The organism is Streptomyces sp. NPDC028711 (assembly GCF_055565415.1).
In genome coordinates this window covers 154,541-168,220 of the sequence record NZ_JBVHUJ010000005.1, presented here as the reverse complement: position 1 = coordinate 168,220, position 13,680 = coordinate 154,541, and the positions used below count along the sequence as shown (strand labels likewise).

Below are 13,680 nucleotides of genomic sequence, written 5' to 3'. Positions count from 1 at the left end.
AACCAGCCCCTCTCTCCAGGAGCCCGAGCATAGAAAACGCTTGCGCGAAGCATTGACGAAACACGAACGCCCCCATAGCTTCATGCCCGTTGCACTTCGTACGTCATATATGAGACGCGATACATGAGATCTGAGAGCGCCCCATGTCCTTCGCCCCCAGTCCCATCCCCTCCCGCACCCAGTACGTCCTGGAAGCGATCAAGCACGACATCCTCACCGGCGGACTCAGACCCGGCCAGGCGCTCGTGGAGACCGAACTCGCCGCGCGCTTCGGGGTCTCGAAGACCCCCGTCCGCGAGGCGCTCAAGACCCTCGCGGGCAGCGGACTCGTGGTGATGAGCCAGTACAAGGGCGTCACGGTCCGGATGGTCGACGCGGACATGGCCCGCGCCGTCTACGACGTACGACTGCTCCTGGAGCCGGAGGCGGTCCGCCGCGCCGTCGCCTCCCGCGCCCCGCTCGACGCGGCCGACGAGGCCCTGCGCCGGGCGGCCGCGGCCGAGGACCCGGCCGAACGGTCCCTGGCCAACCGCGACTTCCACCGCGCGCTCTACCTGCCCTGCGGCAACCCGCTGCTCGGCCGGATGCTCGACGAGGTCCGCGACCAGGCCGCGCTCGTCTCGACGGTCGCCTGGGCCGCCGTCCCCTCCTGGGAGCGCGAGGCGGCGGAGCACGAGCAGATCCTGCGGCTGGCCACCGCGGGCGACGTCGACGGGGCGGGCCGGGCCGTACACGACCACATCGCCTCGTTCGTCGAGCGCGCCTTCCCCCACTCCCCCCTGGACAGCGAATGAGCGGGCAGCAGCACGTGAGCATCGAATTCGACACCCTGAGGACCGCCCTCGCCGACGTCGTGGCCATCCCGGTCACCCCGTTCGCCGAGGACGGCACCGTGGACACCGCCACCCACCGGGCGCTGCTGCGCCGGCTCCTCGACGGCGGGGTCAGCACCCTCACCCCGAACGGCAACACCGGGGAGTTCTACGCCCTCACCCCCGAGGAGCGCCGCTCCCTCACCGAGGTGACCGTCGAGGAGGCCGGCGACCGGGCCGCGATCCTGGTCGGCGTCGGCCACGACGTGCCGACGGCGGTCGAGGCCGCCCGGCACGCCCGCGCCGCCGGCGCCGGGATGGTGATGGTCCACCAGCCCGTCCACCCGTACGTCTCCGAGAGCGGCTGGGTCGACTACCACCGGGCCATCGCCGAGGCCGTCCCCGAGCTCGGCGTCGTCCCCTACATCCGCAACCCGCTCCTGAGCGGTGCCCGGCTCGCCGAGCTCGGCGCCGCCTGTCCCAACGTCATCGGCGTGAAGTACGCGGTCCCCGACGCGGCCCGGTTCGCCGGCTTCGCCAGGGACGCGGGCCTCGACCGGTTCGTGTGGGTGGCGGGCCTCGCCGAGCCGTACGCCCCCGCGTACTTCGCGAGCGGCGCGACCGGCTTCACCTCCGGCCTGGTCAACGTCTCCCCCGCGGTCTCCCTGGAGATGCTGGGCGCCCTGCGGGCCGGCGACTACCCGGCCGCCATGAAGGTGTGGGAGCGGATCCGCCGCTTCGAGGAGCTGCGCGCGGCGAACGGCAGCGCCGACAACGTGACCGTGGTCAAGGAGGCCCTCGCCTCGCTCGGCCTGTGCCGCCGCGCCGTCCGCCCGCCGAGCCGGGAACTCCCGGAGGGCGAGCGTGCCGAGGTCGCCGCGATAGCCGCCGGCTGGTCGGCATGAGCACGCACACCCCCGAGGACCGGCCTTCGATGCGGCCCGAGGAGCTCCGCAGCCACCAGTGGTACGGCACGGACGGGCTGCGCTCGTTCAGTCACCGCGCCCGCACCCGGCAGCTCGGCTATCTCCCCGAGGAGCACCTCGGCAAGCCGGTCATCGCGATCCTCAACACCTGGTCGGACATCAACCCCTGCCACGTCCATCTGCGGGACCGCGCGCAGGCCGTGAAGCGGGGCGTGTGGCAGGCCGGCGGCTTCCCGCTCGAGTTCCCGGTCTCCACCCTCTCGGAGACCTTCCAGAAGCCGACCCCCATGCTCTACCGCAACCTCCTCGCCCTGGAGACGGAGGAGCTGCTGCGCTCCTACCCGGTGGACGGGGCCGTGCTCATGGGCGGCTGCGACAAGACGACCCCGGCGCTCCTGATGGGCGCGGCCTCGGTCGACCTGCCGACGGTCTTCGTACCGGCCGGTCCGATGCTCCCGGGGCACTGGCGGGGCGAGACCCTCGGTTCCGGTACGGACATGTGGAAGTACTGGGACGAGAAGCGGGCCGGGCTCATCGGCGACTGCGAGATGGCGGAGCTGGAGAGCGGTCTCGCCCGCTCCCCCGGCCACTGCATGACGATGGGCACGGCGTCCACGCTGACCGCCGCCGCCGAGACCCTGGGCGTGACCGTGCCGGGTGCCTCCTCGGTGCCCGCGGTGGACTCGGGTCACGACCGGATGGCCGCCGCGTCGGGGCTGCGCATCGTGGAGCTCGTCCGTCAGGACCTGCGGCTCTCGCGGCTGCTGACCCGGGAGGCGTACGAGGACGCGGTGGCCGCGGTGCTCGCGCTCGGCGGTTCGACCAACGCGGTGATCCATCTGATCGCGATGGCGGGGCGTTCGGGGGTGAAGCTGACGCTCGACGACTTCGACCGGATCGCGCGGACGGTTCCGGTCCTCGCGAACCTGCGTCCGGGCGGGCAGTACCTGATGGAGGACTTCCACTTCGCCGGCGGCATGACGGGCTTCCTCTCGCGGCTCACCGACGTGCTGCACCTGGACCGGCCCACCGTCTCCCACGCCACCCTGCGGGAGCAGCTCGACGGGGCGCTCGTCCACGACGACGAGGTGATCCGCGTCCGGTCGAGGCCGCTGGCCGCCGAGGGCGGGGTCGCGGTGCTGCGCGGCAACCTCTGCCCGGACGGCGCGGTCATCAAGCACATCGCGGCCGAGCCGCGGCTGCTGAAGCACACCGGTCCCGCGATCGTCTTCGACGACTACCGCTCGATGCAGCGGACCATCGACGATCCGGCGCTCGGCATCACCGCCGAGCACGTCCTCGTGCTGCGCGGCGCCGGCCCCAAGGGCGGTCCTGGAATGCCGGAGTACGGCATGCTGCCCATCCCCCGGTACCTCCTGGAGCAGGGCGTCCGGGACATGGTGCGGATCTCCGACGCCCGGATGAGCGGGACGAGCTACGGGGCCTGTGTGCTGCACGTGGCGCCCGAGTCCCATGTCGGCGGACCCCTTGCCCTCGTCCGTACGGGCGATACGATCACCCTCGACGTCGCGGCACGCTCCCTCCATCTGCACGTCACGGACGAGGAGCTGGACAGCCGGCGGTCCGTGTGGACACCGCCGCCGGCCCGGTACGAGCGCGGCTACGGCGCGCTGTACATGGAGCAGATCTCCCAGGCCGACACCGGCTGCGACTTCGAGTTCCTGGCCAGGCCGGGGACCACCCCCGATCCGTACGCGGGCTGAGACCCGCCCCCGCACTCCAGCGGTAACCGCCCCATCAGCCCCACCCGACCCACCTTGTCCGAAATCTCGAACGTCGTTCGCGAAGCGCTTCACCGAGAACGGAGCCGCCGTCATGGCCTCAGCTGTGACCCCACCGCCCCAAGCCGTCACGGCACGGGGGCGCCGCCGCACGGGAGCGGCCCCCCGCCGACTTCCGTACCTGCTGATCGCCCCCGCCGGACTGCTGATGCTGGGCTTCATCGCCTACCCGGTGATCAGCGTCTTCTATTACAGCCTCCAGCACTACAACCCCACGAAGCCCTGGCGGAACGGCTTCGCCGGCCTGGAGAACTTCACCCGGATCTTCACGGACGACCCGCACTTCTGGGGGACCCTGAGCTTCAGCCTCAAGTGGGTCGTCGTCGAGGTGACGCTCCAGCTCCTCTTCGGTCTCGCGCTCGCCCTCATCGTGAACCAGACCTTCGTCGGCCGCGCCCTGGGCCGGGCCCTCGTCTTCTCCCCCTGGGCCGTCTCCGGCGTGCTCACCTCCGCGATCTGGGTGCTGCTCTACAACTCCCAGACCGGTATCAGCCGTTACCTGGCGGACATGGGCATCGGCACGTACGGCACGTCCTGGCTCTCCGACACCGCCACCGTGTTCCCCGCGGCGATCATCGCCGACCTCTGGCGCGGAGTGCCGTTCTTCGCCATCCTCATCCTCGCCGACCTCCAGTCCGTACCGAAGGACCTGTACGAGGCGGCCGAGGTCGACGGGGCGGGCAGGATCCGCCAGTTCGTCCACATCACCCTGCCCCACATCCGGGACGCGATCGTCCTCTCCACGCTGCTCCGCGCGGTCTGGGAGTTCAACAACGTCGACCTCCTCTACACGCTGACCGGCGGCGGCCCCGCGGGCGAGACGACCACCCTGCCGCTGTACATCGCCCACACCAGCGTCGACGCCCACAACTTCGGATACGCCTCCGCCCTCACCACGGTGGCGTTCGTGATCCTTCTCTTCTGCTCCATGGTCTATCTGCGCCTGAGCAAGTTCGGAGGCGACGGCAAGTGACAGCCGAGTCCACCCTCAGCCCGGCCCCGGCCGCCCCGGCCGCGCAGGCGGCACCGCCGCCCGACCGGACCCCACCCGCAGCCGGCCGCACCAGGCACCGCGCCTGGGACGAGGTGCCCCGCTGGCAGATCTATCTGCCCCTCGGGATCTACCTCCTCTTCACCCTGATCCCCTTCTACTGGATCCTGCTCTTCGCCGTCCGGCCCGCCGGCTCCACCTCGCTCCTGCCCTGGCCGATGACGACCGCGCACTTCGAGAAGGTGTGGAACGAGCGCAGCTTCGGGATCTTCTTCCAGAACAGCCTGCTCATCGGCGTGGCGGTGCTCATCAGCACCACCGTCGTCGCCCTCGCCGGTGGATACGCGCTCGCCCGCTTCGACTTCAGGATCAAAAAGGGCTTCATGCTGGCCCTGCTCTGCTCGCAGTTCGTGCCGGGCGCCCTGCTCCTCGTCCCGCTGTTCCAGATCTTCGCCGAGCTGAAGATGATCAACTCCCTCGGCAGCGTCATCATCGCCGAGACCGTCTTCCAGCTCCCGCTGTCGATGATCCTCATCAGCGGCTTCATCAGGAACGTGCCGTACTCCCTTGAGGAGGCGGCCTGGGTCGACGGCTGCAACCGCTTCTCCGCCTTCCGGATCGTCGTCCTGCCGCTGCTCCGGCCCGGTCTGGTCGCCGTCGGCTCCTTCGCCTTCGTGCACGCCTGGAACCACTTCCTGTTCGCCCTGATGTTCCTCAGCAGTCAGGACAAGCAGACGATCCCGGTCGGTCTCAACACCCTCATGGGCGCCGACAGCGTCGACCTCGGGGCACTCGCCGCGGGCGGGGTCATCGCCGCGGTCCCCGTCGTCATCGTCTTCGGCTTCATCCAGAAGTGGCTGGTCACCGGGTTCAGCGCCGGGGCGGTGAAGGGATGAGCCTCCCCCACACGAACAAGGAAGACATGAACGACGTCACCAGCCGGGCCCCGCTGCCGGTCGTCCTCGCGGGCGCCCGCGGCCACGGCCGCAGCCACCTCCTCAACATCCGCCGCCTCGAAGAGCGGGGGCTCGTCCGGCTCGCCGGGGTCTGCGAACTGCGCCCGCTCGACGCGGCCGAGCTCGACGGCATCGGAGACCCGGAGCAGTCCGCAGACTTCGAGGCGCTGCTCGCCTCGACCGGCGCCCGGATCGCGGTCCTCAGCACCCCCATCCAGACCCACACCGACATGACCCTCGCCGCGGCCCGGCACGGGGCGCACATCCTCCTGGAGAAGCCGCCCGCCCCGTCGTTCGCGGAGTTCCGCAGGATGGCCGACGGGGTCGAGGCGGCCGGCGTGGCCTGCCAGATCGGTTTCCAGTCGCTCGGCTCCCACGCGGTGCCCGCGATCCGCCGCCTTGTCGAGGAGGGCGCGATCGGCGAACTCCTCGGTGTCGGCGCGGCCGGGGCCTGGGTCCGCGACGAGGCCTACTTCCGGCGCGCCCCCTGGGCGGGGCACCGGAAGCTCGGCGGGGCCGACGTCGTCGACGGGGCGCTCACCAACCCGCTGGCGCACGCCGTCGCCACCGCGCTCGCGCTCTCCGGCTCCACCCGGGCCCAGGACGTCGAGCACATCGAGACCGAGCTGCTGCACGCGAACGCCATCGAGTCCGACGACACCTCGGCCGTACGGGTCGTGACCTCCGCCGGCACCCAGGTCACCGTCGCGGCGACGCTGTGCGCCGAGAAGTCCTCGGAGCCGTATGTGATCGTGCACGGCAGCCAGGGCCGGATCACCTTCTGGTACCGGCAGGACCGGGTCCTCGTGCAGCGTGCCGGACACGGCCCGGTGGAGACCGAGTACGGGCGCACCGACCTCCTGGAGAACCTGGTCGCGCACGTCACCGACGGCGAGCCGCTGTGGGTGCCGCCCGCGGAGACCGGCGCGTTCATGCGGGTCGTCGAGGCGGTACGGACGGCTCCCGACCCGGCGGGGATCCCCGAGGGGCAGTGGCACACCGAGCCGGGCGAGAGCGCGCCGCGCCGGGTCGTCGACGGCGTCGACGCCCTGGTGGACGCCAGTGCCGACACGCTCCGGCTGTTCTCCGAACTCGGCGCCTCCTGGGCGCCGGCGATCCGGGCGGAGGTCCGATGACCCAGGAGTCCCCGACGGTCCTGCGCTGCGCGGGCCGCGCCGTCGCCCAGTACCTCACCCGGCCCGAGCTGGCCCTCGACCACTCCCCCCGGCCCTACCTCCACCCCGTCACCACCCTGGGCGGGCGGCCGGTGACCGAGACGGTGCCGGAGGACCACCCGCACCACCTGGGGGCGGGCGTCGCCGTGCCCGATGTCGAGGGACACAACTTCTGGGGCGGACGCACCTTCGTCCGCGACCGGGGCTCCGTCGCGCTCGACAACCACGGGGTGCAGCGGCACGACGGCTTCAAGCTCTGCGACCCGGACGGATTCGTGGAGGAGCTGAGCTGGACGGCGGGCGGCGAGCGGCTCCTGCGGGAGCACCGGACGGTGGCGGCCACCGCGCTCACCGACTCCGCCTGGGCGCTCGACCTCACGTTCTCCCTCACCAACGTGTCGGGGCGGGATCTTTCGGTCGGCAGTCCCGCGACGAACGGCCGGCCGGGTGCCGCGTACGGCGGCTTCTTCTGGCGCGCGCCGAAGGAGGCGACGGCTCCGGCGGTGTTCGGGGCGGACGCCGACGGCGAGGAGGCGGTGCACGGGGTGCGCTCCGACTGGGTGGCGCTCGCCGGCGAGGGGTGGACCCTGGTGTTCGCCGGGGCGACCGCGCGGACCCGTGAGGACCCGTGGTTCGTCCGCGCCGCCGAGTACCCGGGCGTCGGCTCCTCCCTGGCCCACGGCGAACGGCTCGCGGTGGCGGACGGGGAGACCTTCGTACGGCGGGTGGTGACCGTCGTCGCCGACGGCCGCCTCGACCGGGACGCGGCCGCGGCCCTGGTCCGCAAGGCGGTGGCGTCATGAGCGCGGCGACCGTCACCGGGGACCTCGGCGACGGCACGTACCGCAACCCGGTCCTCGCCGCCGACTGGTCGGACCCGGACGTCCTGCGGGTCGGCGAGGACTACTACCTGACCGCGTCCAGTTTCGGCCGTGCCCCCGGCCTGCCGCTGCTGCACTCCCGGGACCTCGTCAACTGGACGCTCGTCGGCCACGCCCTGGAACGGCTCGAACCGGCCGCCGCGTTCACCGAGCCCCGGCACGACCGGGGGGTGTGGGCGCCCTCGTTCCGGCACCACGACGGACGGTTCTGGATCTTCTGGGGCGACCCCGACCACGGGATCTTCCAGGTCAACGCCCCTTCCGTACGCGGTCCGTGGACGGCGCCGCACCTGGTCAAGTCGGGGCTCGGGCTCATCGACGCCTGCCCGCTGTGGGACGAGGAGTCGGGCGAGGCGTACCTCGTGCACGCCTTCGCCAAGTCCCGTGCCGGCTTCAACAACCGGCTCGTCGGGCACCGGATGAGCCCGGACGGCTCGAAGGTGCTCGACGAGGGCCGGGTCCTCGTCGACGCCGACCTGATACCGGGCTGGTTCACCCTGGAGGGCCCGAAGCTGTACCGGCACGACGGCTGGTTCTGGATCCTCGCCCCGGCCGGCGGGGTGGCCACCGGCTGGCAGGGCGCGTTCCGTTCGCGGTCGTTCCTCGGCCCGTACGAGGAGCGGACCGTCCTGGCGCAGGGCGACACCGACGTCAACGGGCCGCACCAGGGCGGCTGGGTGCGCACCCAGCGCGGCGAGGACTGGTTCCTGCACTTCCAGCAGTCGGGCGCGCACGGCAGGATCGTCCACCTCCAGCCGATGCGCTGGGACGCGGACGGCTGGCCGGTTCTCGGCGACGACGGCTCCCCGGTCCGTGTCCACCGGAAGCCGGACCTGCCGGAGCAGCCGCCCGCGCGGCCCGCCGTCGACGACACGTTTCCCGGCGGGCGGTTCGGCCGCCAGTGGCAGTGGACCGCCAACCCGGGTGAGGGCTGGGCCAGTCAGCACACCGGCGACGGACTGCGCCTCGGCTGCGTCCGTACGGACCGCGTCGACGATCTGCGGGGCGTGCCGCACGTCCTCACCCAGCGGCTGCCCGCCGGGGCCCTCGTGGTCGAGGTCGGGCTGCGGCTCGACTCCACGGCGGCCGGGTCCCGCGCGGGGCTCGTCGTCCTCGGCGACGCGTATGCGTGGATCGGTCTCGAACGCGCCCCGGACGGCACCGTCCGGCTCGTGCACCGCTTCGCGCCGGCCAACGCGGACCGCGAACGGGACGCGGCGCACCCGGTGCCCGTCTCCGGCGACCGGGTCCGCCTGCGGATCGAGGTGACGGCGGACGCGCGCTGCCGCTTCTCGTACACCACCGACGACGCGGAAGACTCCGGCGACGCCGAGGACCCGATCCGTCTCGGGCCCGAGTTCGCCGCCACGCCCTGGCGCTGGGTCGGCGCGCTGCTCGGCCTGTTCGCCGGGGCGCCCGCGGAAGCGGAACACGCCGGGACGGCCGTGTTCTCCGCCTTCCGCGTCACCACCCCATGAGCTCCCCCACGTCCCCATCCCCCGTCACACCCCGCAACACCCCGAGAGAAGAGAGCCGACGATGACCATCTTCCCCGGCGGACGGCGCAGAGCCGCCCTCGCCCTCGCCCTGTCCGGTGTCCTCGCCCTGACCGCCACCGCCTGCGGTGACGACGGCAGCGGCGCGGGCGGCGACAAGGGCACCGAGGGATCGGGCAAGGGAAAGATCACCTTCTGGGACAACAACGGCGGTGTCCGCACCGACGTCTGGAAGGAGATCATCGCGGACTTCGAGAAGGCGAACCCCGACATCGACGTCGAGTACGTCGGGATCGCCTCCAAGGAGGTCCAGTCCAAGTACGACACCGCGATCCAGGGCGACGGCCTGCCGGACGTGGGCGGCGTCGGGGCCGCGATGCTCGCGGGGATCGCCGCGCAGAACGCCCTGGAGCCGCTCGACGCCCGGATCGAGGGCAGCTCCCTCAAGGGCAAGCTCAACGCCGGCATGGTCGAGAGCGTGAAGTCGGCCGGCGGCCAGGGCAAGCTGTTCACCGTCCCGACCTCGGCGAGCAACGGCGTGCTCTACTACCGCACCGACCTGTTCAAGGCGGCCGGCCTGCCCGAGCCCACCACCTGGTCGAAGTTCTACACGGCGGCCGAGAAGCTGACCCAGCAGGACAAGAACCGTTTCGGCTACACGATCCGCGGCGGTGCGGGCTCCATCGCGCAGGCCCTGGACGCCATGTACGGCCAGAGCGGCATCACCAGCTTCTGGGACGGCGACAAGACCACCGTCAACGACCCGAAGAACGTGGCCGCGCTCGAGAAGTACGCCGCTCTGTTCAAGAAGACCACCCCGGCCGCCGACGTCAACAACGACTTCACCAAGATGGTCGCCCAGTGGGACAGCGGCGAGATCGGCATGCTGAACCACAACCTGGGCTCCTACCAGGACCATGTGAAGGCGCTCGGCACGGACAAGTTCCGGGGCATCCCCAACCCGACCCTGGACGACGGCACCCGGGTCCAGGTCTCCAACCCGGTCGACGGGCTCGGGCTCTTCTCCTCCAGCAAGAACAAGGCCGCCGCCTGGAAGTTCATCGAGTTCGCCGCCTCGCACGCCTCGAACAGCAAGTGGAACAAGTCGGCCGGCGCCATCCCGGCCAACACCGAGGCCGCGAAGGACCCGTGGATCCAGGAGGCCGAGCCGACCAGGCTCGCCGCCGAGGTCCTGTTCAGCGGCAGGACGACCATCGTCCAGCTGCCGTACTACCTGACCGACTGGAACAACATCTCCAAGTCCGACAACGAGGCGGGCTTCCAGAAGGTCCTGCTCGGCAAGACCTCCGCCAAGGAGTTCCTCGACGACCTCGCCGAGCAGCTGAACAAGGCGCAGGCCGAGTGGAAGCAGCAGAACCCGTGAGCGTAGGCCGCCGCGCGGTGGTCACGGCCGGGGCGGGCCTCGCGCTCGCCCTGGCCGGGGCATCCCCGGCCCGTTCCCAAGGACGTCCCCCCATGCGCACCCTCTTCATCGCGGGCGACTCGACGGCCGCCCAGAAGTACGCCGACGCCGCGCCCGAGACCGGCTGGGGCATGGCCCTCCCCTTCTTCCTGCACCGGGGCGTCCGGGTCGCCAACCACGCCGTCAACGGGCGCAGCACCAAGAGCTTCCTCGACGAGGGGCGGCTCGACGCGATCCTCACGGCGCTCCGCCCCGGCGACCTGCTCCTGATCCAGTTCGGCCACAACGACGCGAAGGTCGCCGACCCCGCCCGCTACACCGAGCCGTGGACGACCTACCAGGACAACCTGCGGGTCTTCGTCGAGGCCGCGCGGTCCCGCGGCTCCCTCCCGGTGCTCGCCACCTCCGTGGAGCGGCGGAAGTTCGGCGCCGACGGCACCGCGCTGCGCACCCACGGCGCCTACCCGGCGGCGATGCGCGAGGTGGCCGGCGCCTCCGACGTGCCGCTCCTCGACATCGAGGCGCTGTCGCTCGCGCTGTGGCAGCGGCTCGGCCCCGAGGCGACCAAGACGTACTTCAACTGGACGGCGACCGAGCAGGACAACACCCACTTCAATCCGCCGGGCGCCGTCGAGGTGGCCCGTCTGGTCGCCGCCGAGCTGCTCCGCACCCATGTCCTCGCACCGCGTGAGACGCGCCGCCTGGACGACGAGATCCCCACCGACCTGATCACCTGGCCCGATGCCGAGGAGAGCCGTCCATGAACCGACGCAAGCAACTGGGAGTGGTGGCCGCGACCGCGCTCGCCCTGACGGTCACCGCCCCCGCGGCCGTCGCGCACTCCGGTCACCGGCCCGGCGCCGACCCGGCCCGCGCGGCCCTGCCGGCCGGTGACGGCTGGGCGTCCTCCGGGACCGGCACCACCGGCGGCGCGGCCGCCGACGCCTCCCGGGTGTTCACCGTCACCACCTGGGAGGAGTTCCGGGCCGCGCTCGCCGTGCCCGGCACCGAACCGAGGATCGTCAAGGTGGTGGGCACGCTGAACGCGACCGCCGCCGGCTGCGCCGCCTTCGAGGCCCCGGGGTACGACTTCGCCCGATACCTCGCCGACTACGACCCGGCCGTCTGGGGGTACGAGGACGAGGTCAAGGGCCCCCAGGAGGACCTGCGCGCGGCCTCCGCCACCGCCCAGGGCCAGGCGATCAAGGTCAAGGTGCCCGCGAACACCACGATCGTGGGCGTCGGCCGGCACGCCGCGATCACCGGCGGCAGCCTCCAGGTGACGGGCGTGGACAACGTCATCGTCCGGAACCTCACCCTGGAGAGCCCGCTCGACTGCTTCCCGCAGTGGGACCCGACGGACGGCGCGACCGGCGCCTGGAACTCCGAGTACGACAGCCTCGTCGTGTACGGCTCCACCCATGTGTGGATCGACCACAACACGTTCACCGACGGCGCCCACCCGGACAGTTCGCTGCCCTCGTACTACGGCGAGGTGTACCAGCAGCACGACGGCGAACTGGACGTCGTGCGGGGCGCGGACCTCGTCACGGTCTCCTGGAACGTCTTCACCGACCACGACAAGACCCTGATGATCGGCAACAGCGACAGCGCGGGCGCCACCGACCGGGGCAAGCTGCGGGTCACCCTCCACCACAACCTCTTCAAGAACGTGATCGAGCGGGCGCCCCGGGTCCGGTTCGGCCAGGTCGACGCGTACAACAACCACTTCGTCGTGCCGTCCTCGGGCTACGTGTACAGCCTGGGCATCGGGCAGGAGTCCCAGCTCGTCGCGGAGAAGAACGCGTTCACGCTCGCCGCGGGCGTGCCCGCCGGGAAGATCCTGAAGAAGTGGAAGGACGCCCCGGTCACGACCACGGGCAACTACGTCAACGGCGCCCCGACGGACCTGCTCGCCGTCCACAACGAGCAGTTCCCCGAGGAGCTGCTGCGGGCCGACGCCGGCTGGACCCCCGTCCTGCGCACCCGCGTCGACCACCCGAGGGCCGTCCCCGCGGTCGTCGGCCACCACGCGGGCGCCGGCCGTTCTCGCTGAGTTCCCGTCCTTCAGGAGGACCCGCATGCCCTCGCACCCCACCGGAGCCGTCCCCGGACGCCGCTCCCTGCTCCTGGGCGCCGCCGGAGCCGCGCTCGCCCTGACGCTGCCCGCCGCACCCGCGTCGGCCGCACCGCGCGGAGGCCCCTTCGGCCGGTTCGGTTCGCCCGCCGAACGGCTCACCGCCCGGACGCTGTACGTACACCCCGGCGGCCTCGGCGACCACACCACGGTCCAGGCGGCGGTCACCGCCGCGGACGGCCCCGGCTGGACGCTCGTGCTCGCCCCCGGCACGTACCGGGAGACGGTCGTCGTCGGTCCTTCCCGTACCGGCATGACATGGATCGGCGCGAGCGGGGACCCCCGCGACGTCGTCGTGGTGTACGCCAACGCCGCCGGCACGCCCCGGCCGGAGGGCGGCACCTACGGCACCTCCGGTTCGGCGACCACCACCGTCCATGCGGAGGGTTTCAACGCGCAGGGGGTCACCTTCGCCAATGACTTCCTCCGCACCGACCTGCCCGGGAATCCCGGCACCCAGGCGGTCGCCCTCAAGGTGACGGGTGACAGGTCGGCCTTCTTCCACTGCCGTTTCCTCGGCCACCAGGACACCCTGTACGCCGACTCCACGGCCCTCTCGGCCTTCGCCCGCCAGTACTTCGCGCACTGTTACGTGGAGGGTGACGTCGACTTCGTCTTCGGCCGGGGCACCGCCGTGTTCGAGCACTGTCACTTCCGGACGCTGTTCCGCCCGGACCTTGCGTCGGCGCCGCACGGCTTCGTCTTCGCCCCGTCCACGGCCCGTGCGAACCCGTACGGTTTCCTCGCCGCCCGCTGCCGGGTCACCAGCTCGGCACCGGACGGCTTCTACAAGCTGGCCCGGCCGTGGGTGCCGAGTTCCGACCTCACCGCCTGGCCGTCCCTCGTCGTCCGGGACAGCGTCCTCGGCGCGGGTGTCGACGCCGTCACCCCGTACGCGAACATGCGCGAGGCCTTCCCGTGGCAGGCGCAGCGCTTCTCCGAGCACCGCAACTCCGGGCAGGGCGCCCGGATCACCGTCCCGGAGAACCGTCCCCAGCTCACGGCCGCCGAAGCGGCGTCCGTGACCCCGGCGGCGTACCTCGGCGGCTGGGTTCCCCGGCGGCCCTGCCCCTGACGTCGG

At 71.9% G+C, this 13,680-nt stretch carries 12 protein-coding genes; all 12 read left to right on the top strand.

Going from position 1 to position 13,680, the window contains the following annotated elements; all coding sequences use genetic code 11:
* Window positions 1-143: 143 nt before the first annotated feature.
* Window positions 144-794 carry a GntR family transcriptional regulator gene (locus ACZ4VK_RS18670; protein ID WP_468353447.1) on the top strand — a complete coding sequence of 217 codons (651 nt, stop codon included), beginning with the start codon at window positions 144-146 and terminating at the stop codon, window positions 792-794.
* On the top strand, window positions 791-1,717 hold the full coding sequence (locus tag ACZ4VK_RS18665) for a dihydrodipicolinate synthase family protein (protein ID WP_468353446.1): 927 nt from the start codon (window positions 791-793) through the stop codon (window positions 1,715-1,717). Before ACZ4VK_RS18670 ends, ACZ4VK_RS18665 begins: the two co-directional genes overlap by 4 nt.
* Complete coding sequence (araD, locus tag ACZ4VK_RS18660; RefSeq protein ID WP_468353445.1) at window positions 1,714-3,462, top strand: L-arabinonate dehydratase; 1,749 nt, start codon at window positions 1,714-1,716, stop codon at window positions 3,460-3,462. Before ACZ4VK_RS18665 ends, araD begins: the two co-directional genes overlap by 4 nt.
* A 112-nt stretch (window positions 3,463-3,574) precedes the next feature.
* Window positions 3,575-4,513 (top strand): carbohydrate ABC transporter permease, encoded by a 939-nt coding sequence (locus ACZ4VK_RS18655; RefSeq protein WP_468353444.1) that lies wholly within the window; start codon window positions 3,575-3,577, stop codon window positions 4,511-4,513.
* A complete protein-coding gene (locus ACZ4VK_RS18650; RefSeq protein ID WP_468353443.1) occupies window positions 4,510-5,427 on the top strand; it encodes a carbohydrate ABC transporter permease in 918 nt (305 codons plus the stop codon). Before ACZ4VK_RS18655 ends, ACZ4VK_RS18650 begins: the two co-directional genes overlap by 4 nt.
* Window positions 5,428-5,453: 26 nt before the next feature.
* Window positions 5,454-6,623: a Gfo/Idh/MocA family protein gene (locus ACZ4VK_RS18645; RefSeq protein ID WP_468353442.1), complete on the top strand. Its 1,170-nt coding sequence runs from the start codon at window positions 5,454-5,456 to the stop codon at window positions 6,621-6,623.
* Window positions 6,620-7,465 (top strand): DUF6807 domain-containing protein, encoded by an 846-nt coding sequence (locus ACZ4VK_RS18640; RefSeq protein ID WP_468353441.1) that lies wholly within the window; start codon window positions 6,620-6,622, stop codon window positions 7,463-7,465. Before ACZ4VK_RS18645 ends, ACZ4VK_RS18640 begins: the two co-directional genes overlap by 4 nt.
* On the top strand, window positions 7,462-9,021 hold the full coding sequence (locus ACZ4VK_RS18635; protein WP_468353440.1) for a glycoside hydrolase family 43 protein: 1,560 nt from the start codon (window positions 7,462-7,464) through the stop codon (window positions 9,019-9,021). The genes ACZ4VK_RS18640 and ACZ4VK_RS18635 overlap by 4 nt, the downstream gene beginning before the upstream one ends.
* Before the next feature lie 61 nt (window positions 9,022-9,082).
* The gene (locus ACZ4VK_RS18630) at window positions 9,083-10,423 is read left to right on the top strand and encodes an ABC transporter substrate-binding protein (RefSeq protein ID WP_468353439.1); all 1,341 of its coding nucleotides are present in this window, start codon (window positions 9,083-9,085) and stop codon (window positions 10,421-10,423) included.
* A complete protein-coding gene (locus ACZ4VK_RS18625) occupies window positions 10,420-11,226 on the top strand; it encodes a rhamnogalacturonan acetylesterase (protein ID WP_468353438.1) in 807 nt (268 codons plus the stop codon). Before ACZ4VK_RS18630 ends, ACZ4VK_RS18625 begins: the two co-directional genes overlap by 4 nt.
* Window positions 11,223-12,518 (top strand): pectate lyase family protein, encoded by a 1,296-nt coding sequence (locus ACZ4VK_RS18620; RefSeq protein ID WP_468353437.1) that lies wholly within the window; start codon window positions 11,223-11,225, stop codon window positions 12,516-12,518. The genes ACZ4VK_RS18625 and ACZ4VK_RS18620 overlap by 4 nt, the downstream gene beginning before the upstream one ends.
* Before the next feature lie 25 nt (window positions 12,519-12,543).
* Window positions 12,544-13,674: a pectinesterase family protein gene (locus ACZ4VK_RS18615; protein WP_468353436.1), complete on the top strand. Its 1,131-nt coding sequence runs from the start codon at window positions 12,544-12,546 to the stop codon at window positions 13,672-13,674.
* Window positions 13,675-13,680 lie beyond the last annotated feature (6 nt).

Bases quoted from the DNA above. Each gene is read 5' to 3' on its own strand.
- ACZ4VK_RS18670 (WP_468353447.1), top strand. From the start codon at position 144: ATGTCCTTCGCCCCCAGTCCCATCCCCTCCCGCACCCAGTACGTCCTG.
- ACZ4VK_RS18665 (WP_468353446.1), top strand. From the start codon at position 791: ATGAGCGGGCAGCAGCACGTGAGCATCGAATTCGACACCCTGAGGACC.
- araD (WP_468353445.1), top strand. From the start codon at position 1,714: ATGAGCACGCACACCCCCGAGGACCGGCCTTCGATGCGGCCCGAGGAG.
- ACZ4VK_RS18655 (WP_468353444.1), top strand. From the start codon at position 3,575: ATGGCCTCAGCTGTGACCCCACCGCCCCAAGCCGTCACGGCACGGGGG.
- ACZ4VK_RS18645 (WP_468353442.1), top strand. From the start codon at position 5,454: ATGAACGACGTCACCAGCCGGGCCCCGCTGCCGGTCGTCCTCGCGGGC.
- ACZ4VK_RS18640 (WP_468353441.1), top strand. From the start codon at position 6,620: ATGACCCAGGAGTCCCCGACGGTCCTGCGCTGCGCGGGCCGCGCCGTC.
- ACZ4VK_RS18635 (WP_468353440.1), top strand. From the start codon at position 7,462: ATGAGCGCGGCGACCGTCACCGGGGACCTCGGCGACGGCACGTACCGC.
- ACZ4VK_RS18630 (WP_468353439.1), top strand. From the start codon at position 9,083: ATGACCATCTTCCCCGGCGGACGGCGCAGAGCCGCCCTCGCCCTCGCC.
- ACZ4VK_RS18620 (WP_468353437.1), top strand. From the start codon at position 11,223: ATGAACCGACGCAAGCAACTGGGAGTGGTGGCCGCGACCGCGCTCGCC.
- ACZ4VK_RS18615 (WP_468353436.1), top strand. From the start codon at position 12,544: ATGCCCTCGCACCCCACCGGAGCCGTCCCCGGACGCCGCTCCCTGCTC.